Raw genomic sequence first — 23,171 nt, forward strand, 5'->3', positions numbered from 1 at the left:
CCCAGTTTTTGTCGCCCTCTCTTTGTTTGCGTTCAATGTTTTAGAAACCGCCTATACTCATAGTGAATCGGGCATGCGTAGATGGCGCACACTCGATGCTGGCTTTACTTTACGTTCCGCTTCCGGTTGTTCTGGAAGCGCAGATGCATTGTTAACTTCCTAAAAAATAAAATCCTTTCTGCATGGCTTCTGAAAACGACCGTTGGAAAAAAAAGTATTTCGACAAGCTGGATGAATTCGAGCAGTTGGAGTCTGGCTTCAAAGAGCGCATACATGTTCTGGAGCGTATAGTTGTCCGCGTTAGTCTGGCGGCGGAAGGCGTGGATAAGGATTTGGATCGGGAGCTGGAAGCCCTGCGCAATATCCTGAGGAGGGAAAACGGCAGCTCTCGTGAGTTGAATCAGCAACTGGAAACCATAGAAAAACGTGTGCTGGCTCTGGATCAGCACAAACAGGCGATATCCAGCGGCGTGCTGGAAGCCTTGGGAGAACTGATAGAGCAACTGTTGCAGCAGAACCTGTCCCGAGAGGCGCGTAAGCAGCTAAAAAAATACGGCAAGCAGCTTAAGGACAGAGTTGATGATTTACGGCATTATCCACAGTTATTGAAGGAGTTTTCTCAGCTGCAATCCGCTGCGCTGCAGGAGCTGTTTCTGGAGACGGATGGGCGCAAGGAAAAGAAAGAAGGTTTCTTAAGTCGGCTATTCGCTAACCGTGAAGGCGGCGGCGAAGATGTCGCCCAGGAAGATCCGGATGAGGATACTGAGTCAACGCCCCCGCAGGCGTCACCGCAACCTCAGGACCCGGAAGAGAGTCGCTATGCATTGGAAGTGGGCCAAGACGCAGCGGCTGCAAACTTGGACGGCGAAAATTTTGAGCCAGGCTTTTCCGCTATCGCCGATCATGTCTGCACGTCTCTGAATCACCTGATTGATCAATTAGTGTTACCCCCGAACATGTTAGGGGACTCTGAGAAATTAAAGAACAAAATAAGTGCGGGTTTAAATTGGTATGAACTGGCCCCGACGCTGGATGATGTGGCGGCGCTGGCCATCGCAGCGGTGGGCCGTGGGCAACGGGAGTTCGAGAGCTTTCTTAAGGCGTTGGATGAACGCTTGGCCAGCATTCAGAATTTTCTCCAGGGCAGTCAGGCTAATGTTCAGGAGTCGCGGGATAACAATGCGGAATTGGAAAAAAGCGTGCGCGAGCAAGTGTCTTCCATGCAGGAGAATGTGCGGGGAGCGACGGATATCGACTCACTAAAATGCTCAGTTCAGCATAATCTTGATACTCTGATCTCCTCCATTGATCGCTTTATGCATAAAGAAGCCGACCGCGAGGCGCGCCTTAGTGAAGAAGTTGAGTTGCTGCACCATCGCCTGCGGGAATTGGAAAGCGAGTCCGGCGAAGTGCGCGAGCGCTTGGAAATAGAACGCGCCAGAGCACTCACTGATGCGCTAACGGCGCTCCCAAACAGAGAAGCCTATGAAAATCGAGTAAGAGATGAGTTCGAGCGTTGGCGGCGTTACGGCAACCCTTTGACGCTTGTGGTGGCGGATATCGACCGGTTTAAAGAGGTCAATGACAAGTTTGGGCACTTGGCGGGAGATAAAGTCATTCAATTGATTGGTAAGGAAGTGTCGCGCAGGATTCGTAAAACGGATTTTATCGCCCGATACGGCGGCGAAGAGTTTGTTGTTTTACTGCCGGAGACGCCAGCCAGTGTGGCGGTGGAAGTAATGGATAAAACCCGCGAGATGATTTCTCGTCTACCCTTTCATTTTCGTAATGAAAAAGTCCGCATCACTATGTCTTTTGGCGTCTGTGAGTTTTCAGGAGACGCAACTGTGCAGGGCGTGTTTGAAAAAGCGGATCAGGCGTTGTACAAAGCCAAGCGCAACGGCCGTAATCAGGTGCAAGTCGCGGGCGCCTGATGAAGAAGTGTTTCGCCATTTGCAATAGCCGGTTAGTAATAGGCGTTAGGTTTTTCTGTTTGCTGCATCACAGTTCTGCTAATGGTCTAGTCTTTTTGGGCTAGGTGAAACGGGGTGAATCATCCTTCGGGCTTATTGTTTGGGTCGTAAACTTATGTAACATTTTGTGATTAGCTAAGTGGATAATTAGCATCAATTAAATGCTACATATAGGGTTTCCCCATGTCACGCGAGTCCTCCAAACATCAAGACGCTGGTCTGTTTAAAAGACTCATGTCAAAGCTTGGATTAGCGAAAGGCCGCTTCGACGGTCGGGATGGAACCCAGATCAATTATGAGCTCAATTGGGAAATGAGTGCGATGGAGGCGTTGCGGGTGAGTACGCTCGGGTACGCCTCACCAGCAGCCACAAGTAAACTGGTTTCTTCACAGAGCGAGACATTGCAGCCGACGGCTCACTCCGAATTATCTGCGCCACACGCGGCCATGTCGCCGGCCAAACAAGCCGTGAGGCCAGATGCGCAGTCTGTAATGGTGGTGGATGGCTCCGACAACCTGCATGCTACGCTCGACAAATTATTTAAACACATGGGCGTACGTCTGGTGTCAGCGCGCAGCGGCGCCGAAGCGCAACGTCTCATCAATACGATCAAGCCTGCTTTGATTCTGGTGGACGCCGCACTTCAGGACATGGAATGGGCGCGCTTGGCGACCTGGATTCGCCGTAATGAGCAGCTTGCTGAAGCCCCCATTGTGTTGATGGCGGAAGACGACAGGGAGTTAGAACATGTTTCTCATCCCTGGTTGGAGATCAACGATTTTCTGCTTAAGCCGTTTAATTTATATGGCTTGCAGGACATGTTAGGCAAATACTGCCGGTTATCGGCTAATGTCGCCAAACCGGCAGTGCGCGGCGTACTGGGATTGGTGGTCGACGACGATGAGCAACGCTTGGTGCTAAGGCGTTTTCTCAGTCGTAAGGGCTATCACGTGCCGGTAAGTTGCTCACCGGACGCCAAGGAGTGTTGTCTGTTATTAAATGGCTCCAAGGAAGTAACCAGTTGGCTCGTGCAGATACAGGACGAGGATAAATGTATCGAGGTCGTTAGCGAATTTGACTCGCTCTATGATGCGCCAGTGCTAGTGGGGCTGGAAATGGCGCCCGACAGTTCTCAGACCGGCAAGGAGCGTGGGAACTGGGAGTCGAGATTACTGGACAAGTTGTCCAGAGTTGCGGCCAAGGATGAGTTAGATGCCGCTTAAGACATCGAACAGGTCAAAAAAACGATAGATTAATTATTAGTCACAAACGGGAGTTTGCTATAGTTTAGGTATGTGTCCGATACGCATAGGCAATACTCGCATAAGCAAGCATACTGCTGTTTGTCTGAACCCTTAATTCAACGCCAAGTAACCATGAATAACAGATTCGTAATTACTGATGACCACGGCATTTTTCGCAGTGGTTTAAAACTGATCATTAGTGGTCTGTATCCTGATGCAGAAATTTTGGAAGCCGCCTCGGGATCGGAAGTGTTTCGGTTGCTGAACGCCAACACTGACGTGGATTTGGTGCTGCTGGATCTCAGCATGCCGGATAGCCAGGGGCTTGAGTTACTACGCAAACTCAAGCAAGAGTTTGTCATGACCCCTTTCGCTGTTATTTCCGCCAGTGAGGAAGCGGCATTGATTCAGGGGGCGATTCAATTGGGCGCGTTGGGTTACGTTCCCAAGTCCTCTTCAAATGCGGTTATCGCCAGTGCGATTCAGCTGATGTTGTCCGGTGGCGTCTATATTCCGCATGAATTGCTGCGTACCGGGCACGATGAAGGCATGCCTACCGGCGACATTTGTCTGACGCCACGTCAACATGAAGTGCTGGGATTGTTAGCTGAAGGCATGTCTAACAAGCAAATCGGCACCAAGCTAAGTATCGCGCCAGGCACTATCAAGGCGCATATTGCCGCTATATTCCGTGAACTGAATGCCGCTAATCGCACCCAAGCGGTTCATCGCGCCAGAGAACTGAAGCTACTCTAGCTGTTTCTCTACGCCAAACGTTACCCGTAGTTTTTGTATCTTCGCAGGGCTGCGGGTAACTCCTGCTTATACTTTTCCGCTTAATATCTAATCTTTTCCACAGCCACAGAAAAACTTACCTGGAATGGGAATAGTAGGGATCAGGAAGCCCAGAAGAACTTCCTGATAGAGCGTGTACTCAAGAAGAGGTTTGAGGCGCGCCCATTTTTAGCACAGACATACATACCGAGCGTAATTGCGCAGGTTTGATTGGCTTGTGCAGCAGAGGGTATGGGGAGTCATACGCCAACTTAACTCTATCCGGCGCTGTATCCCCCGTTATCAACAGAGATGGGATATTGGAGCGGAAGTGCTGGTGCATGCGTTGAATAGCATCAAGGCCGGTAACGCCTGCCTGCAGGCGCAGGTCGCTGATAATCAGATCCGGCTTTTGCTTATAGGATTTACATAGATCCAGGGCTTCCTCGATGGATTTAGCCAGTATGGGCTGCAACTGCCAAGACTCTAATAGCGCTTTCATCCCCAGCAGAATAGAGGCGTCGTCGTCGATCACCAGCACTCTCTCATAGCGCAATGGAGCAACAGTGGCTCGGGGCGGCGCTGGACGCTGAGATTTGTTCAGGCCCAATGGCGCGATGATCTCAAAGCGGGTGCCTTGTTCCAATTGCGAGGAGAAGCGGATAGGGTGATTCAGCAGCTGACAGGTGCGTTTGACGATGGATAACCCAAGTCCCAATCCTTTACTGCGATCCCGCTCCGGATTGCTCAACTGTACGAACTCCTTAAACACGGAGCCTTGATCATCCGGTGGAATGCCGGGACCGCTATCCCAAACCAGCAGACGGGCGCGCTTTCCTTCCCGCTTGCAGCCAATAAAGATAAATCCGCTTTCTGTATATTTAATGGCGTTGGAAACCAGATTCACCAACACCTGCTCCAGTAGATGCGGATCGGAATAGATAAATGAGCGGCTGGGAACAATACGTAAGTCCAGACCTTTGTCCATCGCCTGCTGACGGAATACTACTTCCAGGCGGTCGTAAATACGCTGCAGCGGGAAGTGTTCTTTCTTTGGTTTGAGGACGCCCGCCTCCAGTTTGGAGATATCCAGCAGCGAGTTGAACAACTCTTTCATGGTTTCCAGAGAGCGCGCCAGATTACGGTGTATTTCCTGGGCTTGTCTGGTCGTCAGCTGCGGTTGCAATGCCTCGATAAACAAGCTCATTGCGTGTAGCGGCTGACGTAAGTCATGGCTGGCCGCCGCCAGGAAGCGGGTCTTATCCTGGTTGGCTTTTTCCGCTTCCCAGCGGGCCTGTTTCGCTGCGAGAGCGGACGCCTTGGCGTCGAACTGCTGTTGTACGAACTTTTTATTCAACTCCACCAGCTCGGAGGTGCGCTCGTGTACTAACTTTTCCAGGTGGCGGCGGTGTGTTTTTATCTCGTCTTCAATTTCTTTGCGGCGTCGCAACTGTGAATCGATACCCAGCAACATCTGGTTGATATGCGACGCCAGTACGTCCAGCTCATCCTGTATGCGCAGGGCTCCGCGTAAGGGCAGCAAATGTCTGGCGGGGCGGTTGTAGTTAATCTGCGCCAGACGTTGCAGGATGCCGTGCAGAGGCCGCTCAATGGCTTGGCTTAATTGGATGCTATGGAATAAGTACAAGATGATGAGGCAAGCCAGCCCTGTGCTCCAAAGAGGCAGTGTTTGCTGGGCGAGCTCTTCCATTAATACGGCGGGTTGCAGTTCTACCCATAACTCGCCTTTTGCAGGGCTCTGAGACGCCGACGTGGCGGTTGGCAACTCAAAGAGCTGAGCGCCTATGGTGGGTAAGAAGCCAAATATGGCGTGCCAGGGCCTGCCTTCTTTTCTCTCTATTTCATAGCGAAGCAACACCGCACCCTGCTTTTCCCGCAGAATGGCTTCCCGTAGAGGCAGGAGCTTGTTCAAGGTCTGCAAAGTGGCGATGGCTTGCGATTCGTTTTTAGCGGCCAACGCTGTCGCCAGATCTTCCTGAATGATTGAGACGCTGTTATTCATAGCGCTGCGCCATTTCTGTTCCAACGTCAGCCAGCTCAACGCGAGCATGACGCAGGCCAGTATCATGCCGAACAACAGATAGGCCAGCAGGGTTCTGCGCCTTAGTCGATGCGAAATGTATTGCTGATTATTGAGATTCATCCTGACGCCGCGCTGAGCTGTGAATTGGGAGTGGCATTGTGTAATCCGGTCAACTTCTGTCGCGCAAATCACTCATGGAGGCGCCGCCTCGAAACGCTCGCCATGGCAGTCGATCAAGGCATTGAAGATGTGTGCGGGGATACCGCGGCCGATTACAAACAAAGCCGGCGAATTGCGCATGATACTACGTCTGTCGGCAAGAATTAATCTCCCAACCCGTTTGGACTAGGCCCGTCTGGCGCGGCCTAGGCGACTGTTTTAAGGAAAAAACGTTCATCCAAACTGGCGCGGTTTAAACTAACAAAAAGTTCTTTCTTGGCAAGCCTTTATCTAGTGGCGAAGTAGAGCGTCGAGTTCGTCGATGGCTTCGCACCAATCTGAGTCTTGTTCCCAAGCCTGCATAATGAAATCGCGTTGCGCTTCGTTCCAGAAAGGCGCTTCAGCAAGGGAAACTGCGCTGTTTAGTGGGCTGTGCCTGCTAATCCATTGTTTTACATGAGCTGGATCGCTCTCCAGGCCAAGTTGTGCGAAGAGCGTGCTCATATTATGAGTTGAAGTATCCATCAGACGTTTCCTCTCAAAGATTGTGGTGAGCTTGTGATCGGCGTCTCAATCAGTCCGCAACAGCATACCAAGTATAGGCGAAGTTCAAGCGCTACGGCCAATTGCGGGCGGCTGTCAATAATGCGTAATCATGCCATAATGTTACCCGCTCCGGCCGCAGGGCTTCGCCGTCATTTTCTGAGCCGGGCGCCGATCACAAGGGGACAGGACGGGTGACGATCCGTTTTTATTCACATCTATTATTCTGCACAGGCTTGTTGGCATGAGGTCTAAGCTATACGCCGTGCGCCGATGGCCGGCGCGCTTGGGCGTGGCGCTTTTTTTTATTGCGTGTGGCTGCCTGGCTCCAGCAAGCGCGGATGAAAGCTCTGCGGATATACTGACCCCGTTTGAGCGTTCATGGCTGCAGGCCCACCCCAATATCCGCATCGCTGGCGATCCACATTGGCCCCCCTTTGAAATGATAGATGAAGAGGGCAATTATCAGGGCATTGTCGCAGACTATATTCAATTGCTTGAGCAACGCCTGAATTATCGCTTCGAACGCACCCGACGCGAGAACTGGACCGCTACCCTGGGCGCCATGCAGACACGTGAGCTGGATGTTATCGCCGCTGTCGCAGTGACGCCGCGCCGTGAGGGGCGCATGTTGTTCTCCGAGCACTACCTCTCTTATCCCATTGTGATGGCGGTTCGTGATGAAATGCGCTTCATCGGTTCTCTGGAAGAGTTGAATCAGGAGCGCGTCGCAGTGGTTAAAGATTACGCCAGTCAGGATTTTCTTCTGATCAATCATCCCAATCTAAATCTGGTGTTCGTGGATACTCTGGAAGAGGGGCTGCTGGGCGTGTCCAATGGAGATATCGACGTACTGATCAGCAATATTCCCAGCATCAGTTATCTGGTCAACCATCTTGGCGTCAGCAACATCAAGCTGACTGGCATTACGCCCTACACCTATGACATCGCCATCGGCGTACGCTCGGACTGGCCGATACTGACACGGATCCTGGATAAAGGGCTCAATACTATTACGACGGAAGAGCAGGAAGCGATTTACAAAAAGTGGATCACTTTCAGTTACGAGGAGAAAATCGACTACGCGCTGGTGTGGCGCATCACTACCGTGGCGGTAGTGGTGATCATTATTTTCCTTTACTGGAACCGTAAACTATCCCGGGAAGTGGCGGAGCGGATTCGTTCTGAAGAGGCGTTGCGCAAGAGTGAAGAACGCCTGCGGGCTGCGATGAAACATGCGGAGCATTTGGCGAAAGCGGCGGACTCCGCCAACAAGGCGAAAAGTGAGTTCCTCGCCAATATGTCTCATGAGATCCGCACGCCAATGAACGCAGTGATTGGTTACACGGAATTGTTGGAAGGGCTGATTCATGACGCCAAACAAAAGTCCTATTTGGACGCCATCAAGAAAGGCAGTCGCGCCCTGCTGACCATCATAAATGACATCCTCGACCTGTCCAAAGTAGAATCCGGCAAGCTTCGAATTGAGTATGCGCCCCTTGATCCGCACAGGTTACTGCAGGATGTGGCGCAGATTTTTTCCGCTCGCATTTCACAGAAAAAACTGGACCTGCGCATTGTGCTGGATGATCAATTGCCGCACTCGCTGGTGTTGGATGAAGTGCGCTTGCGGCAGGTGATATTCAATCTGGTGGGCAATGCCATCAAGTTCACCCACGACGGTTACATCTCTCTCAGCGCCAAGGCTTCTACTATTCCCGGTGATGACGATCACATTGAACTGGAGATCGCAGTAGAGGACAGTGGTATAGGTATTGCCCTGGATCAGCAGGCGAGAATATTCAATGCCTTCGAGCAGCACGAAGGGCAGAGTAACCGCCAGTACGGCGGTACAGGGCTGGGCCTGGCTATCAGCAAAAAGCTGGTGGAAATGATGAACGGCGAAATAGGCCTGAAAAGCGAGCTGGGGAAAGGCTCCCGATTCGAAATTCGCTTGCATCATGTTTCTGTCAGCCAGCGTAAAGAAGAGAACAAGTACGAGCTGCGTTCCGCTAAAGCGCCGCGTTTCCGGCCTGCGAAAATTCTGTTGGTGGACGACGTAGAAGCAAACCGCAAGCTTATCAAGGAGTTTTTCAGCGCTACGGAGTTGGTCATTACGGAAGCCTGTGATGGACGCGAGGCGTTGACGCTGGCGCGTCAGGAGAAACCGGATTTGATCCTGATGGATTTACGTATGCCGCGAATGGACGGGTATGAAGCGACTCGCTTGCTTAAGCAACATCCACTCACGGCTAAAATCCCTGTCATCGCTTTGACTGGCTCGACGCTGGCGGACGAGTTCGTACGCATAGACCAGCTTGGTTTCGCTGATGCGTTGCGCAAGCCTATCGAACGCGCCTTGCTGTTTAATGTACTGACGCACTATCTGGCGGTAGTGAAAGGCAAAAAGGCCAAGACCGAAAGCCCGCCACCGCGCGAACGGGCGAAGCTGGAAACCAAGCCTAAACAAGCCACCGAAGCGCATATGGATTCCAAAGTGCAGCAGCAGCTGGCGACAGAGCTGAAACAAGAGCTCTGGACCGACTGGGAAGACCTGAAGGACAGTGGCGACCTCCAACGCGTGCAGGAATTCGCCAGTCGTCTTAGCGCCATGGCGGAGACATACGCCCATGAAGGCCTGGAGGAGTACGCCCGCTCGTTGTCGACTTTAGCGTCTCAGTTCGATCTGCAGGGCCTGCAGGCGCAGTTGGCGGCTTATCCGCAGGAAGTGGAGAAGCTGGTGTCGGAAGCGGAGGATGGAGTCAAAAATACCGCATGAACCGTTGTATGCATTCTAACTGACGGGAGATTGACGAAGTTTTATCTTCTCTTGCAGTCAAGTTTGCGTCGCCTTTGTAAACCAATGAAAAACACTTTGGTTCAAGGCGATACATTGAACAGGTTTGGCTAATAATTATGCAGTGTTCATTTGAACGCTTCAGGGGAGAAGGTCAGTGGTACGTCAATGGTTTTTTATTTTGATGATTTCCATCGGTTGCGCCCCAGCCGCTTTCGCCGAGCCGCCCACTCGGCAGTTGCATCTGGCTCTTGCAGACATGGAGCGAATCAGCTCGGAAATGTATTTCATCGGTTATCAGAGCGTGGAGCTCAGTCAACCTGATCAATACGGCGTGAAAAAGTACATGGTGTTGGACTTCCGATTTGCGGAGCATTTGGCGCACAAAGATACCGACGCGCAAGTGCGGCGCATTTGTCGCAGGGTGCTTGCTAACTCCGTACTGCTAAAGGACCTCTCTTCAATGGGATACGAGATGGTGTCAGTGGCCTTCGATGAAGCTGACCAGTTCGATTGTCTCTGACTACGTCAGTCGGCGTAAGAACGCCGACTAAGCCTCGTCTTCACTTCTGACGCACAGGTCCAGCACTTCACCTTCAAAACTACAGGTCACGTGTACGGACATAGAGCGGCAACAAATACGGCAGTCTTCGTAGTAATCCTGAATTTCGGTGGAGCAGTCGACAGCAACAGTCTGGGTCTCCCCGCAATAGGGGCAGGAAACCTCGCAGTAACGCAACATTTCTACTTTCTCGGGCAATACAGATAGGTATTTAAGTGATAGATCAAAAACTGCGCTATGGCAAGCCTGTTCTGTGTGATCGCGCATCTGGCTGCGGTCGCTGGCGAATGAGTCTCAATAGCGCCAGGTAAGCAATGGCGACTGAGAAGCCGGTAAGCGTACCCAGGAAGACGCCCAGGCGATCATAAGTCAGCGCGACGGTGAGGGTGTAGGCGAGCAGAGAACCGAGTCCGACGGGATAGTACTTGATCAGGGTGCGGGCGGGATCTGGGCCGTAACTCAGGTGAACGATGAACAGAAGGGGAAGGAAGGTCACGGGAAATGCTGCAAAAAGTCCCGCAAGAAGGGTGTCGCCGAGATAGGCTAATGCGGTGATGGCGAGGACCAATACTGAGGACAGGAAACCGCGTAAAAGTAATACCGGGTAGGTTAAACGCACAGAGACGACGATATTCACCGAAGGAATATTTTTATAGGCGACGGCGATCAGTGTGACCCCTATCCCTGCGATCGCCAGATTGCGCCACAGACCGCCGCTGATCAGGCTGAGCGCGGCGTTCGCTGCAATGAACGCCAGAGCGCCGGACAGGGGCGCCCAAATGACGGAATAGGGCAGCTTAAGACAGAATAAATATGCGGAGGTCATCGCCAGCGCCGCCAGAAACCCAAGCAACGCGTGGGTGGCGCTGGCGGCGGCGAACGCCGAACCCTGTTCTATCGCAATGAACGCCAGGGCGATAGCAGTTCCCAAGGGAAAACCAGAAAGCAGCCCAGCAGTGCGAGTGCTTACTCTCTCTGCGACCCAGGCCAAACCCATGACCGTCGCCACAGTGATGACAATCTTGGTTGCCTGCAGAGTCAGGATGTCCATGGCTGGACTCTAATAATATAGACAGGTGAGAAGCCAGCTTTGGAATGTTGCGTTTCTATGGAGCCCAGACTTTAGTAACTCTTCTCGCTTGCGAGCCCGGCTTTGGCTTGCTTGGCCATTTCCACCAAGACTTGTCGCGCCTCATCCGTTGAATGAATCGAGCGAATCAGAGGGACGGACAGTTTGCAGGAGAGACTGTGGGCGATCACCTGCAAATAAAGCTCGTGGCTGGTGATTTCCGTCAGCTCCGCGGACACCACGTCATGGACGCCGCCATAGTATCGGACATAGTTACAGAGCGTCTCTGCATGGTCGTCGTTCATGTGCTGAATAATGCCGGTTACGTCTTGGGTGGAAAGGGTCATAGCTTCAAGTTCCGGTGGTTATTAACATGGCAACGATATTGGCATGTTGATAATCAGGCGCATTCATGCGCCTGCGCGGCGCTTAGCCGCGGGAGACAGGCTCTGTCATGCGCAGTACCTGTCGTTTCAGACAAATAGAGGGAAGCTATTTGTCTGCCTGGTTAATAGTATGCATTGGCGGCGCTATAACAGGTTGCCTGCAGCCTGTTTTCGGCGTCGCGAAGTCGCGCCGTCAGGAAACCCTCGAACCAGCCGCCGATCTGCGGCAGGCTGATCAATAGACGATGGTTGTCATCGACAAAATGTAGAGTGCAACGCTGCTGACTTCCCCATTGGAGCACATTTTGCGGCTCAATCAGGTGGTCTCTCCAGCCATGTACGACTTCAGTATGTGGGGCCGATGGCTTCAGCCAGGGTTCTGCATACCCAGGCAGACCGATCGCTGGGGCTAATAAAAACAAGCCTTCGACAGGATGATCCTGGGAAACTTTCAGCGAGACATAAGCGCCCATACTGGAGCCTGCCAATATCAGACGTTCGTTGCCGGGCAGTTGTCTTAATAAGTGTTCCGCTCGTTCGTCAGGGTCAGAGATGCCGCGGTAATCCACGCTGGTGATGGCGAATCCCATGCGGCCTGCGATATCTGACAAATACTGAATTTTTCCGCCCCAAGGGCCGCTGTCACGGCCGTGGGAAAAAATGACCCGCCACATCGTCTATCCTGTCGCCTCCTGCCAATTTGTCGAGAGTCAGGCGCTACAACCGTTAAGCGTCGCGCCACTTTATACTGCACCCCATACTTGGGCGTTGATCGGAGGCAATTTCTCCGCCGTTTAATAGCGCGTCCACCGCCTGGCGTAAATCTTTTCCAGTAATAGGCTTGTCGGAGCCAGGACGGCTGTCATCGAACTGACCTCGATAAACCAGTCGGCGCTGAGCGTCGAACAAGAAAAAATCCGGCGTACAGGCAGCTTGATAAGCTTTGGCGATGTCTTGCGTCTCATCGTAGACATAAGGAAACACGTATTTGTAGCGAGCGACTTCCAGCGCCATATTTTCTGGAGAGTCCGCGGGGTATGCGCTCGCGTCGTTCGCGTTGATGGCGATGACGCCTAGGCCTTTGGCGGCGTAATCGCGCGCCAATTCCGCCAGCGCAGACTTCAAATGGATGACGTAGGGACAGTGATTGCAGATGAACATCACCAGCAGCGCAGGATCATCGCTGAAATCCGCCAGCGACCAGTGACGTCCCTGCGTATCGCTAAGATTGAAGTTCGGCGCGCGGGAGCCCAGTGCGAGCATGGTGGAAGAGGTCAGGGCCATTGTAGTCTCCTTCTTTGTTTTCCTGGGGGAATTTAGCGTATTGACTGGCAAGGCTGACGGGTAGAGTTTACCATTAAAAAGAAACTGAAGGAGATATGAGTGGCGCAATACGAATTGGTGTTTACCGGCGGCGTGGTGGACGGTTTCTCGCTGGACCAAGTTAAAGATAATGTCGCAAAACTGTTTAAGGCGTCGCCCGCGCAGGTGGAGCAGATGTTCTCCGGCAAAGCAGTGGTGCTGCGCAATCGTCTGGACGATGCGACCGCTCAAAAATACAAAGCCGTGCTGCACAAGAATGGCGCTGTGTGCCTGATTCGTGAAATGGGCGCGCCGGAAATTAAGGAATCTGCGCCAGCGCCAACAGCGGCGTCCTCTGCTCCCGTTCAACCCGCTGTGCGTGAAGCTGCGCCGCAGCCCACTCCGACGGCGAAATCTATTAAGTCTGCTTCACCAGCAGGAGGCCTGCCTGTCGCCGGCGAGAAGGTAGATGAAATTCTGTCGGATGTGGACTGGGATATCGCGCCAGTTGGGTCGGCAATGTCTGAGCATCATGAAACTCTGCCTCTGCCTGAACCAGATTTGTCGCACCTGCAACTGGCGCCTACCGGCAGCGATCTCGGACAAAAGAAAAAAGACCCGCCGCCGCCGGCTCCAGATACCAGTCATATTAAGCTGGAAGAACCTCGCAAATAAGATTTCTCCCTCAGGCCTTTGTTTATCAACATGGCGATGATATTGGCCTGCTAAGAACCAGGCGCATGGATGCGCCTGCGAGCCTGTTTAGTAGTGCAAGGGCCCCATCAGCTCGTAGAACTCTTCGGGGCAGGGACCGCTGTATCTCTTATAGCGAATCGCCCGAAACTCCTCTCCTTGCGCTGGCTCCGGCGCCCCGGTCGGAGTGGGATAGACGAACTCCAAGTCTCCGGGATAAAAGCTCATTAGCCATTGCCGGGGGTAAATCTCCAAGACTTCCGCCACGCCCTTCAATGGCCGGAAAACACAGGTTTCTTTCTGCTTTGGTTTGGTCCGGCGAGTTGGCGGTTTGGGCTCCGGCGCTTCAGGTTCAGGAGTAGACTGCGCATCGTCGACCGTCGGCGCTTCCGGCTGCGGCTCGGATACGTCGGGTTGGGCGCTTTTTCCGGCGCAGCCAGCCAGCAGCGCGAAGCTGAACATGAGCGGCAAGACCTTTCCACAACGGGAAGTATGGGGCCGCAGCAAGCGACCAATTGTCTGTTCTGTTCTCACCGTTGCGTCTGCGCTCTCACACAATCGATGACTTGTTGACGCTGGCTTTCCGCGTAAGACGCCAGAATAGATAGCAGGACTTTTTCGTCGCGCTGTTGAATTGCGTCCAGAGAATTGCGCATGTAAGACAGGTTGTCTTCGATGATTTTGGGACCCTGACGCAAGGCCATAAAACTACAGCGTTTGGCGGAGGGCCAGAGGTCGTTGACCATATTGATGATGAAATAGTTATCCGCATAGGTCAGCGAGGCTTGTGTATACGCGACGCCGATTTGATGGAAGTTCAGCAGATCGCCTTTTTCAAAGCAGTTTTTCATCTGCGTATAAAGCGATTCCAGGCGCTCCATATCCTGAGGGCGCCAGTTACGCACCAATTTGACGCCAGTGTGACTCAAAATCAGCAGCAGGGTTTCGTACAGGCTAGCGACGAAATGTTCGTTCAATTCAGTGACGAAAGCGCCTTTGCGGGGCACGTTGGTCACAAGATAGCGCTTTTCCAGTAGCAAGAGGGCTTCTCGGATGGAGCCGTGGCTGACTTCCAGCTCTTTGGACATCGCGTTCTCGAAGATTCTTTGGCCGGACTGCAATTGGCCGAGTACGATCAGATCTTCCAGATGCTGGGCGACCTGCTCAGTCAGCGTCTCCTTGGGTTTGAAGGTCATTTTTACCCCGATGCGGGCGAACGAAAGATGGGAATGGGTTACAGGGCGCTAATGGTTGCATAGAAATTGCTTGAAGAAAACCGCAGAAGCCGCAACCTGCGGGAGGGTTACCGTTTGGACGGATAACAATGCGTTCTCAATAAATAACTTAAAGTTATATGAAAAGGCGCCGATAACTCTGAAGCAGGCCGCGCGCATATTAAACGCACCGGACAAAAAAAAGCGGAGCCGAATCCGGCTCCGCAAGCGCAGCAGATAAAGAACGTTCCCTTCCACGTCGACTACACACGAACGAGAGCAATCGCCAGTGTCTGACGCTCAATCGGGGGCGTCCTTATAATCCAGTGTAGACCTTTCCCGGTCATTTACCATCTGGGAAATCTCCCGTTCGCCCCGTCATTAGCGGGCGAACGGGGAATTGTGAGCGCATTTTTACTGTTTTTACCGGTTTTGTATTCGGTCCCAGCTTCAATCCGCCTCAAGCAGCGGCGGAAAGTCCTTGATAAAGCCGCATTTCCGCTAATTGATCGGCGATTTTACTGGTCGGTGCGCGCTGTTGTTCTGATTGAGTAAAGATTTCCGTCAAGGTGTTGGCGATTCGCGCTGTTTTGTCGTCAATGAGTAACTGTTTATTACCGCTATGGTGCAACGAGGCGTAAATTAACCCGCCAGCATTGATGACATAGTCCGGCGCGTACAGAACGCCGCGCTGGTGGAGTACGTCTCCATGGCGGTTTTCTCCCAGTTGGTTATTCGCAGAGCCTGCGATGATAAGGCAATTAAGCCGTTCCAGAGTTTGGTCATTAATGACTCCGCCAAGTCCGCAGGGAGCGAAGACCTCGCAGGGAGTGCGATAGATTTCAGCCGGGCTAACTGCTTCCGCATTGAACTCTTCCCGTACACGCTGGATTCTTGCGGAATCGATATCCGCTACGACAAGCTTAGCGCCAGCCTGGTATAGAAATTTGCAAAGCAGGTAGCCGACATTACCGACCCCCTGTATAGCGACCTTTACGCCGCTCAAATCGCGCTTTAGCTTATAAGCAACGGCGGCTTTGATGCCTTCGAATACGCCGCGAGCGGTGTACAGAGAGGGGTTGTCCTCGTCGCTGGTGCTAGTGACGTGGTTGGTCTCGCGGCGTATGTAATCCATTTCCCGTGCGCTGGTGCCGGAGTCGATTGCGGTGATGTAACGTCCGTTTAAAGACTCGATGAAGCGGCCGAATGTGCGGAAAAGCTTTTCCGAATCGTACGTTCCTTTGGGCTTCATGATGACGGATTTTCCGCCGCCCTGTTCCACGCCCGCCAAGACAGCCTTGTAGCTCATGCCTCTGGCCAGCCTAACGGCGTCCAGCAGGGCCGCTTCAGTGGAATCGTAAGAGATAAAACGGCAGCCGCCCAAGGCGGGACCGAGACGGGTATTGTGAATAGCGATAATTGCTTTGAGTCCACTGTCTGCATCGTCTCTGACATGCAATTCGTTGACTCGATATTTGTCGAGCAGATCAAACATGACTGCACTCCTCTTTAAAACTCACGTTACAGCTAAGGGGTAGGGTGACTTGTGGTCGCCGCGCCTGGCTGGGGCCGTGAAAGGTGATAACCTCGCGTTAACAGAGGAAACGCGCTTTTTTATTTTGGGCGGATGCTCTTTGCTGTTGGAGGCTAAGGGTCCGCGTTAGGGGGTATTCCCCGCAGTAAAGACGGGTCATAACCTCGTTTGAGTATAAAACGACCTGGCCGCTTAATAAACCCGCTGTCAGGTCCGGGAAAAATACTGGCGCAGTGACATAGGGGAGCGGCTTGGCTATGCTCTTAGTTAACGGAGAAACCTATTTAAAATAAATAATTAAGCTGGCGCTCCACAGCGTAAAGGAGATTCCGGCCGTGCGTACGATTGAAGAACTTGCGCTGGCGAATGAATTGATGAAATGGGCGTACGTCAAGAAACTCACGTTGCACCCTGATTCGGACGATTTGTCCGCCATTCTCGAACAGCACCCCAAGCTGGTGGTGGCAATGAATCATGGCCCGGCGCTGGGCGCTCTGGCTGCGGCGATTGCTCTAATGCACGCTTATTTGCGTAGCGGCGGCGAGGAGCGTGTGCCTTTTGCGTTGACGTGGCGGGGTTACTATCAGGCGCCGGTGCTGAAGCAGCTTTTTACGCTGTTGACCCAGGTTGATCGCGCCTTGTCGTTCAGTGATGTACTGCATCTTATGCGAGCCAGTCGCTACACGGACTGCCTTATCATGCCGGAGGGAGAGAATTGTAGTTTCGGCGATGGCGTGAATGTGCAGCCTTTTCTTAGTCCGCGTTTCATTGAATTATCCCTGCGCGCTCATGCGCCGTTGTTGTTATGCCTGCATCAGGGAGCGGAAGCCTGGGCCAGGCCGGTGCGTATATCCCCTTGGCTAGTGGGTGTGGGGAGGGTGTTGCCCAGAAACATGGAGCAACGACTACGGGACTCCCGTATGCTCAGTATTCCCCGTTTTCCTCGCAGACTCAGTAATCTGAATGTGATGTTTCGACTTTATCATCCTCGCCTGTTGGAAAAAGAACTCAGTGATGATGCATCTATCAGAACGCGTCAGCTCTGGCAGGAAGCCTGGCAGATTCACGCTGTCATGCAGTCCCATATTGGAAAAATGGCGCAGGCGACGGCGCCCAGCTTACATGGAAATGATTATGAGCTTCACTCAGGAGGTTAGCGCCTGGTTATCGGAAAATGGGTACGGCGAGCTTGAGTCCTCACAGTCTGTGGGCGGGGGGTGCATTAATCAAACCCTGGAAATTCATACCAGCCGCAAGGAACGGTTTTTCCTTAAGTATCATGGCTCACCGCCAGTAGGCATGTTTTCGGTGGAGGCGCGTTCACTGGATATACTGCGTGAAGCCAAAGGCGTGCGCGTGCCGGTGGTGATCGCCAATGCTGAAAACTATCTGCTGTTGGAGTGGCTGGAACCCAGCGAGAGAGCGCCGGATTACTGGGCTCGTTTTGGCGAAGGGCTGGCCAGGCAGCATTTGTCTACAGCGTCGGAGTTTGGTTTTGGATTCGCCACTTATTGCGGGACTACCTTACAGCCCAATGACAATTACACGGATGGGTATGTCTTCTTTGCTCAGCAGCGCCTGCTGTTCCAGGGACAGCTTGCCTATGACTGCGGCAAACTGGACAGTGGCTCCATGTGGCGCTTGGAGGCCGTGTGTCGCAAGCTTCCGGAACTGGTTCCACAGCAGCCGCCATCGTTGCTGCATGGCGATCTATGGTCTGGCAATGCGCATCAGGATGAGAATGGCGCTCCCGTGTTGATCGATCCCGCCTGCTACTACGGCTGGCGGGAGGCGGAAATGAGCATGACCATGTTGTTTGGGGGCTTCGTGGAAGAGTTTTACGCCGCCTATGAAGCGGCGTATCCGCTGGAAAAAGGTTGGCGTGATCGCGTCGACATCTACAACCTTTACCACTTGTTGAATCATCTCAACTTATTCGGAGGCGGATATTCCGGGCAGGTGCAGCGCATACTGAGCGTATACGCCTGACAGGCGAGCCTTAGTCCATCGTCAGGACGACTTTGCCGCGTACGTGGCCGCTCTCTAAAAGACGATGGGCCTCCGCCGCCTGTGCAAGTGGGAAGGTCGCTTGAACTTCCACGTGCAGCTTTTCCTTGGCGGCTGATGTCAATAATGACTGTAGGCGTCGGGGGTCGGGATGCACGGTATAGCCGCTGGCCTGTTTCCCCTGAACTTGGGCCGCGTCACAGATATAAGTCGCACTGATGGTCGGCAATGTCACCAAAGCCCCTTTTGGCGAGAGGAACTCCAACGCCGCCAAACCAGTTTCCCCGCCCACGGCGTCGAATACGAAGTCCATATTGCGCAATCTTTCCAGCTCATGGGGATTGTGGTAGTCCACAGGAGTGACGCCAATACTGCTCAGAAAATCGTGATGAGGTTTGGACGCTGTGCCCCAGACATGAGCGCTTTTACTCTTCGCCAGTTGTGCTGCGATATGCCCAACACCGCCAGCGGCGGCCAGAATAACGATTTTTTGCCCTGCGCACAGCGCGCCGACTTCGAATAGTCCCTGCCAAGCGGTCAAGCCGGCCAGTGGCAATGCGGCGGCTTGCACATAAGAAAGCTCGGAAGGGATTTTAACCAGGTTATCAGTGGACAATGCAATGTATTCACTATAACCGCCAGCGGGTAAAGGGAAGTTCACCAGTCCGCAAACCCGGTCGCCGGGTTCAAAGGGCAAGCCTGCGCCATTCACTTCGATGATGTCTCCCGCGATATCGTATCCGGGGGTCCAGGGCATGCGTGTCTTGACCTTCTCGGCCACGAACCCCAAGCCTCTGCGGGTTTTGAAATCAATGGGGTTGACGCCGCAGGCGCGCACTTTTATCAACGCTTGATTGGGGGAGGGGGCAGGCGTTTTGGCGTCGACCAGCCGTAAAACGGATGGGTCGCCAAATTCACTTATCTGGATGATCTTCATGGGAATTACCTCCTGTGAACAACCTCTAAAGACGGCCTCACTGCAGGTGAGTATTATTCTTTTGAGTTATTTAAACGTTATTTAATGTGGGCAAGTATACCTTTTCGGGAGTGCAGTTTCAGTGCGGCGGGGACCTTTATTTATTTGTGTTTTAACAGAAAAGGCTTGACGTAGCGCTGGAGCGCGGGTGGACTTTTAATTGTGAATGAATAGATTATTGTATATAGCGCATAAGTTATGCGGCGGATATGTAATGCACCAGGAAGGCCCTGTCGTTGCAGACAGTATAGAAGGAGACTATTTGTCTGCCTGACTAATAGGTACACCCCGCTCTGGGATTGTCGGGGGTTAGTGCTAAAATGCCGCTCAGAATACGACCTCATAAACGAACACGACTAGTATCGTTACAGGAATTAAAAAAAATGAAGCTGAAAGCAGCCCTGATTGGATTAGTTGGCGCAGTGAGCATCCAGGCGTTAAGCGGTTCTGCCGGGGCGCTGGAGCTGACTTGGAATCCCAAGCAGGATATCGTCGGTAGAGAACATCGGCTGGTAGCGAAAAGAGAATACACCTTCGTCGATCTCGGCGAGCAATACAATTTCGGGTTTAATGAGCTGGTGAGCGCCAACCCTGGCGTAGACGCCTGGTTGCCTGCCGAAGGCGACGAGATTGTCATTCCGGGACGTTTTATTCTGCCGCCTGGATTACGCAATGGCATTCTGATTAATCTGGCGGAGTATCGTCTTTACTATTTCCAGCCGGATAAAAAGCGTCTGTATACCGTACCTATTGGTATCGGCACCATCGACTTCCCCACTCCGATCATGGACACCAAGATTGTCACCCGTATGAAAAACCCGACCTGGTATCCGCCAGAGTCAATACGCCAGAGACAGATGGAAGAGTATGGCGAGCACTTGCCCCGAGCCATTCCTGCCGGACCGGATAACCCCCTGGGCGCCTATGCGTTTAAACTGGATGCGGACAGCTACCTGATACACGGCACCAACAAAGGCGTAGGCATTGGAATGCGCGTCAGCCACGGCTGCATTCGTCTGTATAACTGGGATATCAAGCAGATGATGACGATGGTGCCGGACAACACGCCGGTAAAGGTTATCAATCAGTCGGTCAAGCTGGCGGTGGACGACGGCAAACTGTGGATAGAAGTGCATGCGGAGGCCGATGTCACTGAGCAAAAGCTGCGGGAAGAGTTTTCCTATCAGTTGCTTAAACTACAGTCGACTGGCGTCAGCGTGATGGTGGACGAGGATAAGGTGACGAAAGCGTTGGCGGATCTGACTGGCCTTCCCTCGCCGGTAGGAGAGCTGCAGCCGTCCCTGGCCGCAAGCATGCAATCCGGTTCTTGAGGAACCGGATTACTTCATGCTGGCTCTTTCCAGCATGCGACGCGCACGTTCGTTTGCTTCGTTAGCCGCCTTTTGAGCAGCCAGAGCTGCAGCTAAAGCTTCTTCCGCTTTGGCGTAAGCCTGGTTAGCGCGTGACAGAGCTGTATCGGCAGTGTTTTGAGCGCCGGAAACAGCTTGCTCTGCGTTGTTCGCAGTCGTCGTGGCGGCGTCGAGGGCCTGACGGTCTTGCTCAGTCAAGCTGGCGCAACCACCGGCAAGCAACGAAGACATAACGATCCCTGAAACTAGAAGTTTTTTCATTGAGGTTTCCCCCTTTTTTATGGGTAGTGATAATCTGTTTTGACTTTGAACCGAAGATTCAAAGCGCCGGGTTAGTTTAATTAGACTGCTTCGGGTTTTAAAGCCATTAAGTATAAATGCTAATCGGAATAATTAATTAGTAAGTTCTGCTCAAGTATCAATTTATTTATGCCCTATAACAGGGCGTTTCAGTGGACGCTCCTATCTTCGCTGCATAATATTCCCCTGATCTCGTGAAACGAACGATAATTAAGGGTGTGTCGACTAAATATGCTTAATCAGATTTATTAATAAATGGTCATATTTAAAAGCGGGATTAAGCGATGGGAAACATCGCGTGTGACGGCCTCCGGCGCTGGGAAGGGAGGTTGGCGTTATCTGCGCAGCGGCATTTTCGTATTAGTTTTATGCTTACTTTTCAGCAGCATGATTTACGTCACTGAAGATTGGGCTAGAACGTCAGCCGTTAGAGATCTGGAACAGGACGCCGCCAATGAGTTGCAACGCTCAGTTTCCAGCCTGCAAGCGTTATTGAGTAAATATGAATCTCTGCCCCATATTCTCGCAGTGGACCCGCGTTTGCTGGGGCTGTTGCAGGACCCGACGAACGTTGAACTGATTAACCGCACCAATACATATCTGGAATCGATTAACTTCATTGGCGGCGCAGCCGATGTGTATCTGCTGAATGCGCGGGGGGACACCATCGCCGCCAGTAATTGGCGCTTGCCGCGAACTTTTATCGGGCACAACTTTTCTTATCGCCCTTATTATTCGGACGCCATGCAGGGACGATCCGGACAGTACTTCGCCCTTGGCACGACCTCCGGGGTGCGTGGTTTCTATTTCTCTTTTCCGGTGTCGGATGACGACGTCATTCTGGGCGTAATCGTGGTCAAGATCGACCTTTCCGCCGTCGAGCAGCGTTGGGGGAGTCCTTGGGGAAAAAACGCCTACGAAGTGCTGGTGACGGATAATTATGGCGTTGTATTTATCTCCACCCGTGCGGAATGGCGTTTCCGGCTCACTCGTGCGCTAGGCGCGGCGGAAGCCCAGGAGATAGCAAGAGAGCAACGCTATGATCCAGCGTTGTTGAAGCCGATGGTTCTGGCGCAAACGCCAGTATCGGAGCCGTTGCTGGACTCCTCCAGCCGATTTGTCCACGCAGGACTAGGTGACGATAGCATTCAGACGTATTTGAGCAAATCTGCGGATATGCCCCAAGCCGGGTGGAAAGTGCAGGTACTGTTGCCGATGGAGCGTGTGAAAAAAGAAATCAGCAATGTTCTGCTGCTCAGTCTGTCGATGATTTTTATCATTGTGCTGCTGGCGTTGCTGTTGGTGGAGCGTGCGCGGCGGGAACGGGCTCTGCGAGCCGCCCGCGATCTGCTGGAGGCGCGCGTGCAACACCGTACTCGTGATCTTTCCGAGGCCAATGCGCGTCTGCTTGAGGAGGTGGAAGAGCGGGAGCGGGCGGAGAAAGAGCTTAAACTGACCCAGGATGAGCTGATTCAAGCCGCTAAACTAGCATTGCTGGGGCAATTATCCGCAGGCATCAATCACGAGCTGAATCAACCGCTGACGGCGTTGCGCACTTATGCGCAGAATGCGCAGGCTTTCATTGAGCGCAATATGCCGGAAAAGGCGCAATTGAATTTGCGGGAAATTGTTGGTCTGACTGATCACATGGCATCCATTATTGGGCAATTGAAAATCTTCGCCCGCAAAGAGGCCAATGTGTCCGGGCCGGTGCACGTCAACAGTTGTATCGACGCGGCCTTGAAAATTACTGAGCCGGAGTTGCGACGGGCGCATGTGGACTGGCGCATAGACGCTGTCGCTGACGATATTTATGTACAGGGCGACATGGTGCGTTTGGAGCAGGTGTTGATCAATCTTGTCACTAACGCTTTGCACGCTATGTCTGGCGGTCCGCAAAAACAGCTGCGCATTCGGTGCGATTTGCAGGGAGACAGGGTTTGGATTCAGGTGCGCGATACGGGGTCCGGTATTCCTGAGCATGTAATGCAGCATATTTTCGAGCCGTTTTACACGACTAAAAACAGGGGGCAGGGCCTGGGGTTAGGCCTCTCTATTTCGTACAGAATCATCGAGTCGATGAAGGGGGAGCTGCGCGCCGTTAATAATGAAGAAGGGGGGGCGTTGTTTGTGGTCGAACTTCCGCTGGCCCAGGCGGAGGCTTCCAGTATTGTTGACTCTCAAGCCGCCCTGCAACCGGCAGGCGGAGATAGTGAGGAGTAA

Annotated in this window: 22 protein-coding genes; 10 read left to right on the top strand and 12 right to left on the bottom strand. The window is 52.8% G+C overall.

The window, feature by feature from the left end; genetic code table 11:
* The first annotated feature begins 182 nt into the window (after positions 1-182).
* The 3 genes from AC2IBB_RS03250 (at position 183) to AC2IBB_RS03260 (ending at position 3,974) form a co-directional block, all read left to right on the top strand.
* Positions 183-1,934, top strand: coding sequence for a diguanylate cyclase (locus tag AC2IBB_RS03250; RefSeq protein ID WP_486331479.1), 1,752 nt, complete (start codon positions 183-185; stop codon positions 1,932-1,934).
* Between the two features lie 273 nt (positions 1,935-2,207).
* Complete coding sequence (locus AC2IBB_RS03255) at positions 2,208-3,197, top strand: response regulator (protein WP_486331480.1); 990 nt, start codon at positions 2,208-2,210, stop codon at positions 3,195-3,197.
* Between the two features lie 153 nt (positions 3,198-3,350).
* Positions 3,351-3,974 (top strand): response regulator transcription factor, encoded by a 624-nt coding sequence (locus AC2IBB_RS03260; RefSeq protein ID WP_011394293.1) that lies wholly within the window; start codon positions 3,351-3,353, stop codon positions 3,972-3,974.
* A gap of 178 nt (positions 3,975-4,152) precedes the next feature.
* Here AC2IBB_RS03260 and AC2IBB_RS03265 read toward each other — a convergent pair whose 3' ends face one another.
* Together AC2IBB_RS03265 and AC2IBB_RS03270 are read right to left on the bottom strand one after the other, a co-directional pair.
* Positions 4,153-6,156 (bottom strand): ATP-binding response regulator, encoded by a 2,004-nt coding sequence (locus AC2IBB_RS03265; RefSeq protein ID WP_486331481.1) that lies wholly within the window; start codon positions 6,154-6,156, stop codon positions 4,153-4,155.
* Positions 6,157-6,486: 330 nt separating this feature from the next.
* Positions 6,487-6,720 (bottom strand): DUF2789 domain-containing protein, encoded by a 234-nt coding sequence (locus AC2IBB_RS03270; protein WP_486331482.1) that lies wholly within the window; start codon positions 6,718-6,720, stop codon positions 6,487-6,489.
* Between the two features lie 262 nt (positions 6,721-6,982).
* On the opposite strand from AC2IBB_RS03270, the gene AC2IBB_RS03275 reads away from it, so the two are divergent.
* Complete coding sequence (locus tag AC2IBB_RS03275; RefSeq protein WP_486331483.1) at positions 6,983-9,517, top strand: ATP-binding protein; 2,535 nt, start codon at positions 6,983-6,985, stop codon at positions 9,515-9,517.
* A gap of 175 nt (positions 9,518-9,692) precedes the next feature.
* Complete coding sequence (locus AC2IBB_RS03280; protein ID WP_486331484.1) at positions 9,693-10,058, top strand: hypothetical protein; 366 nt, start codon at positions 9,693-9,695, stop codon at positions 10,056-10,058.
* A 27-nt stretch (positions 10,059-10,085) separates the two neighbouring features.
* Here AC2IBB_RS03280 and AC2IBB_RS03285 read toward each other — a convergent pair whose 3' ends face one another.
* The 5 genes from AC2IBB_RS03285 to AC2IBB_RS03305 form a co-directional block, all read right to left on the bottom strand.
* Complete coding sequence (locus AC2IBB_RS03285) at positions 10,086-10,277, bottom strand: CPXCG motif-containing cysteine-rich protein (RefSeq protein ID WP_486331485.1); 192 nt, start codon at positions 10,275-10,277, stop codon at positions 10,086-10,088.
* A gap of 55 nt (positions 10,278-10,332) precedes the next feature.
* Positions 10,333-11,148 carry a hypothetical protein gene (locus AC2IBB_RS03290; RefSeq protein ID WP_486331486.1) on the bottom strand — a complete coding sequence of 272 codons (816 nt, stop codon included), beginning with the start codon at positions 11,146-11,148 and terminating at the stop codon, positions 10,333-10,335.
* Positions 11,149-11,219: 71 nt separating this feature from the next.
* Positions 11,220-11,513: a DUF2470 domain-containing protein gene (locus AC2IBB_RS03295; protein ID WP_486331487.1), complete on the bottom strand. Its 294-nt coding sequence runs from the start codon at positions 11,511-11,513 to the stop codon at positions 11,220-11,222.
* Positions 11,514-11,674: 161 nt separating this feature from the next.
* Positions 11,675-12,226: a YqiA/YcfP family alpha/beta fold hydrolase gene (locus tag AC2IBB_RS03300; protein WP_486331488.1), complete on the bottom strand. Its 552-nt coding sequence runs from the start codon at positions 12,224-12,226 to the stop codon at positions 11,675-11,677.
* Between the two features lie 52 nt (positions 12,227-12,278).
* Positions 12,279-12,836 carry a thioredoxin family protein gene (locus AC2IBB_RS03305; RefSeq protein ID WP_486331489.1) on the bottom strand — a complete coding sequence of 186 codons (558 nt, stop codon included), beginning with the start codon at positions 12,834-12,836 and terminating at the stop codon, positions 12,279-12,281.
* Between the two features lie 99 nt (positions 12,837-12,935).
* Here AC2IBB_RS03305 and AC2IBB_RS03310 point away from each other — a divergent pair, with 99 nt between their 5' ends.
* On the top strand, positions 12,936-13,529 hold the full coding sequence (locus AC2IBB_RS03310) for a hypothetical protein (RefSeq protein WP_486331490.1): 594 nt from the start codon (positions 12,936-12,938) through the stop codon (positions 13,527-13,529).
* Between the two features lie 87 nt (positions 13,530-13,616).
* On the opposite strand, the gene AC2IBB_RS03315 is transcribed toward AC2IBB_RS03310, so the two are convergent.
* The 3 genes from AC2IBB_RS03315 to AC2IBB_RS03325 all read right to left on the bottom strand — a co-directional run bounded on the left by AC2IBB_RS03315 (position 13,617) and on the right by AC2IBB_RS03325 (position 16,256).
* Positions 13,617-14,009, bottom strand: a complete 393-nt coding sequence (locus AC2IBB_RS03315) for a hypothetical protein (RefSeq protein ID WP_486331491.1) — start codon at positions 14,007-14,009, stop codon at positions 13,617-13,619.
* Positions 14,010-14,077: 68 nt separating this feature from the next.
* On the bottom strand, positions 14,078-14,743 hold the full coding sequence (locus tag AC2IBB_RS03320; protein ID WP_486331492.1) for a GntR family transcriptional regulator: 666 nt from the start codon (positions 14,741-14,743) through the stop codon (positions 14,078-14,080).
* A gap of 478 nt (positions 14,744-15,221) precedes the next feature.
* Complete coding sequence (locus tag AC2IBB_RS03325; RefSeq protein ID WP_486331493.1) at positions 15,222-16,256, bottom strand: Leu/Phe/Val dehydrogenase; 1,035 nt, start codon at positions 16,254-16,256, stop codon at positions 15,222-15,224.
* 374 nt (positions 16,257-16,630) lie between these two features.
* Between AC2IBB_RS03325 and AC2IBB_RS03330 the strand changes: the two genes are divergently transcribed.
* Together AC2IBB_RS03330 and AC2IBB_RS03335 are read left to right on the top strand one after the other, a co-directional pair.
* Complete coding sequence (locus AC2IBB_RS03330) at positions 16,631-17,452, top strand: hypothetical protein (protein WP_486331494.1); 822 nt, start codon at positions 16,631-16,633, stop codon at positions 17,450-17,452.
* Complete coding sequence (locus tag AC2IBB_RS03335) at positions 17,430-18,284, top strand: fructosamine kinase family protein (RefSeq protein ID WP_486331495.1); 855 nt, start codon at positions 17,430-17,432, stop codon at positions 18,282-18,284. The genes AC2IBB_RS03330 and AC2IBB_RS03335 overlap by 23 nt, the downstream gene beginning before the upstream one ends.
* Positions 18,285-18,294: 10 nt before the next feature.
* Here AC2IBB_RS03335 and AC2IBB_RS03340 read toward each other — a convergent pair whose 3' ends face one another.
* Positions 18,295-19,239, bottom strand: coding sequence for an NADP-dependent oxidoreductase (locus AC2IBB_RS03340; RefSeq protein ID WP_486331496.1), 945 nt, complete (start codon positions 19,237-19,239; stop codon positions 18,295-18,297).
* A gap of 422 nt (positions 19,240-19,661) precedes the next feature.
* Here AC2IBB_RS03340 and AC2IBB_RS03345 point away from each other — a divergent pair, with 422 nt between their 5' ends.
* Positions 19,662-20,609: a L,D-transpeptidase family protein gene (locus AC2IBB_RS03345; RefSeq protein ID WP_486331497.1), complete on the top strand. Its 948-nt coding sequence runs from the start codon at positions 19,662-19,664 to the stop codon at positions 20,607-20,609.
* A 9-nt stretch (positions 20,610-20,618) separates the two neighbouring features.
* On the opposite strand, the gene AC2IBB_RS03350 is transcribed toward AC2IBB_RS03345, so the two are convergent.
* On the bottom strand, positions 20,619-20,909 hold the full coding sequence (locus AC2IBB_RS03350) for an Lpp/OprI family alanine-zipper lipoprotein (RefSeq protein WP_486331498.1): 291 nt from the start codon (positions 20,907-20,909) through the stop codon (positions 20,619-20,621).
* 339 nt (positions 20,910-21,248) lie between these two features.
* On the opposite strand from AC2IBB_RS03350, the gene AC2IBB_RS03355 reads away from it, so the two are divergent.
* Positions 21,249-23,171, top strand: coding sequence for a sensor histidine kinase (locus AC2IBB_RS03355; protein WP_486331499.1), 1,923 nt, complete (start codon positions 21,249-21,251; stop codon positions 23,169-23,171).

The organism is Hahella sp. NS-SX17 (genome assembly GCF_057367735.1).

Coding starts and splice junctions, on each gene's coding strand:
- AC2IBB_RS03255 (WP_486331480.1), top strand. CDS start 2,208: ATGTCAAAGCTTGGATTAGCGAAAGGCCGCTTCGACGGTCGGGATGGA.
- AC2IBB_RS03345 (WP_486331497.1), top strand. CDS start 19,662: ATGAAGCTGAAAGCAGCCCTGATTGGATTAGTTGGCGCAGTGAGCATC.
- AC2IBB_RS03350 (WP_486331498.1), bottom strand. CDS start 20,909: ATGAAAAAACTTCTAGTTTCAGGGATCGTTATGTCTTCGTTGCTTGCC.
- AC2IBB_RS03285 (WP_486331485.1), bottom strand. CDS start 10,277: ATGTTGCGTTACTGCGAGGTTTCCTGCCCCTATTGCGGGGAGACCCAG.
- AC2IBB_RS03275 (WP_486331483.1), top strand. CDS start 6,983: ATGAGGTCTAAGCTATACGCCGTGCGCCGATGGCCGGCGCGCTTGGGC.
- AC2IBB_RS03300 (WP_486331488.1), bottom strand. CDS start 12,226: ATGTGGCGGGTCATTTTTTCCCACGGCCGTGACAGCGGCCCTTGGGGC.
- AC2IBB_RS03340 (WP_486331496.1), bottom strand. CDS start 19,239: ATGAAGATCATCCAGATAAGTGAATTTGGCGACCCATCCGTTTTACGG.
- AC2IBB_RS03265 (WP_486331481.1), bottom strand. CDS start 6,156: ATGAATCTCAATAATCAGCAATACATTTCGCATCGACTAAGGCGCAGA.
- AC2IBB_RS03315 (WP_486331491.1), bottom strand. CDS start 14,009: ATGTTCAGCTTCGCGCTGCTGGCTGGCTGCGCCGGAAAAAGCGCCCAA.
- AC2IBB_RS03320 (WP_486331492.1), bottom strand. CDS start 14,743: ATGACCTTCAAACCCAAGGAGACGCTGACTGAGCAGGTCGCCCAGCAT.
- AC2IBB_RS03295 (WP_486331487.1), bottom strand. CDS start 11,513: ATGACCCTTTCCACCCAAGACGTAACCGGCATTATTCAGCACATGAAC.
- AC2IBB_RS03305 (WP_486331489.1), bottom strand. CDS start 12,836: ATGGCCCTGACCTCTTCCACCATGCTCGCACTGGGCTCCCGCGCGCCG.
- AC2IBB_RS03250 (WP_486331479.1), top strand. CDS start 183: ATGGCTTCTGAAAACGACCGTTGGAAAAAAAAGTATTTCGACAAGCTG.
- AC2IBB_RS03335 (WP_486331495.1), top strand. CDS start 17,430: ATGAGCTTCACTCAGGAGGTTAGCGCCTGGTTATCGGAAAATGGGTAC.
- AC2IBB_RS03290 (WP_486331486.1), bottom strand. CDS start 11,148: ATGGACATCCTGACTCTGCAGGCAACCAAGATTGTCATCACTGTGGCG.
- AC2IBB_RS03260 (WP_011394293.1), top strand. CDS start 3,351: ATGAATAACAGATTCGTAATTACTGATGACCACGGCATTTTTCGCAGT.
- AC2IBB_RS03325 (WP_486331493.1), bottom strand. CDS start 16,256: ATGTTTGATCTGCTCGACAAATATCGAGTCAACGAATTGCATGTCAGA.
- AC2IBB_RS03270 (WP_486331482.1), bottom strand. CDS start 6,720: ATGGATACTTCAACTCATAATATGAGCACGCTCTTCGCACAACTTGGC.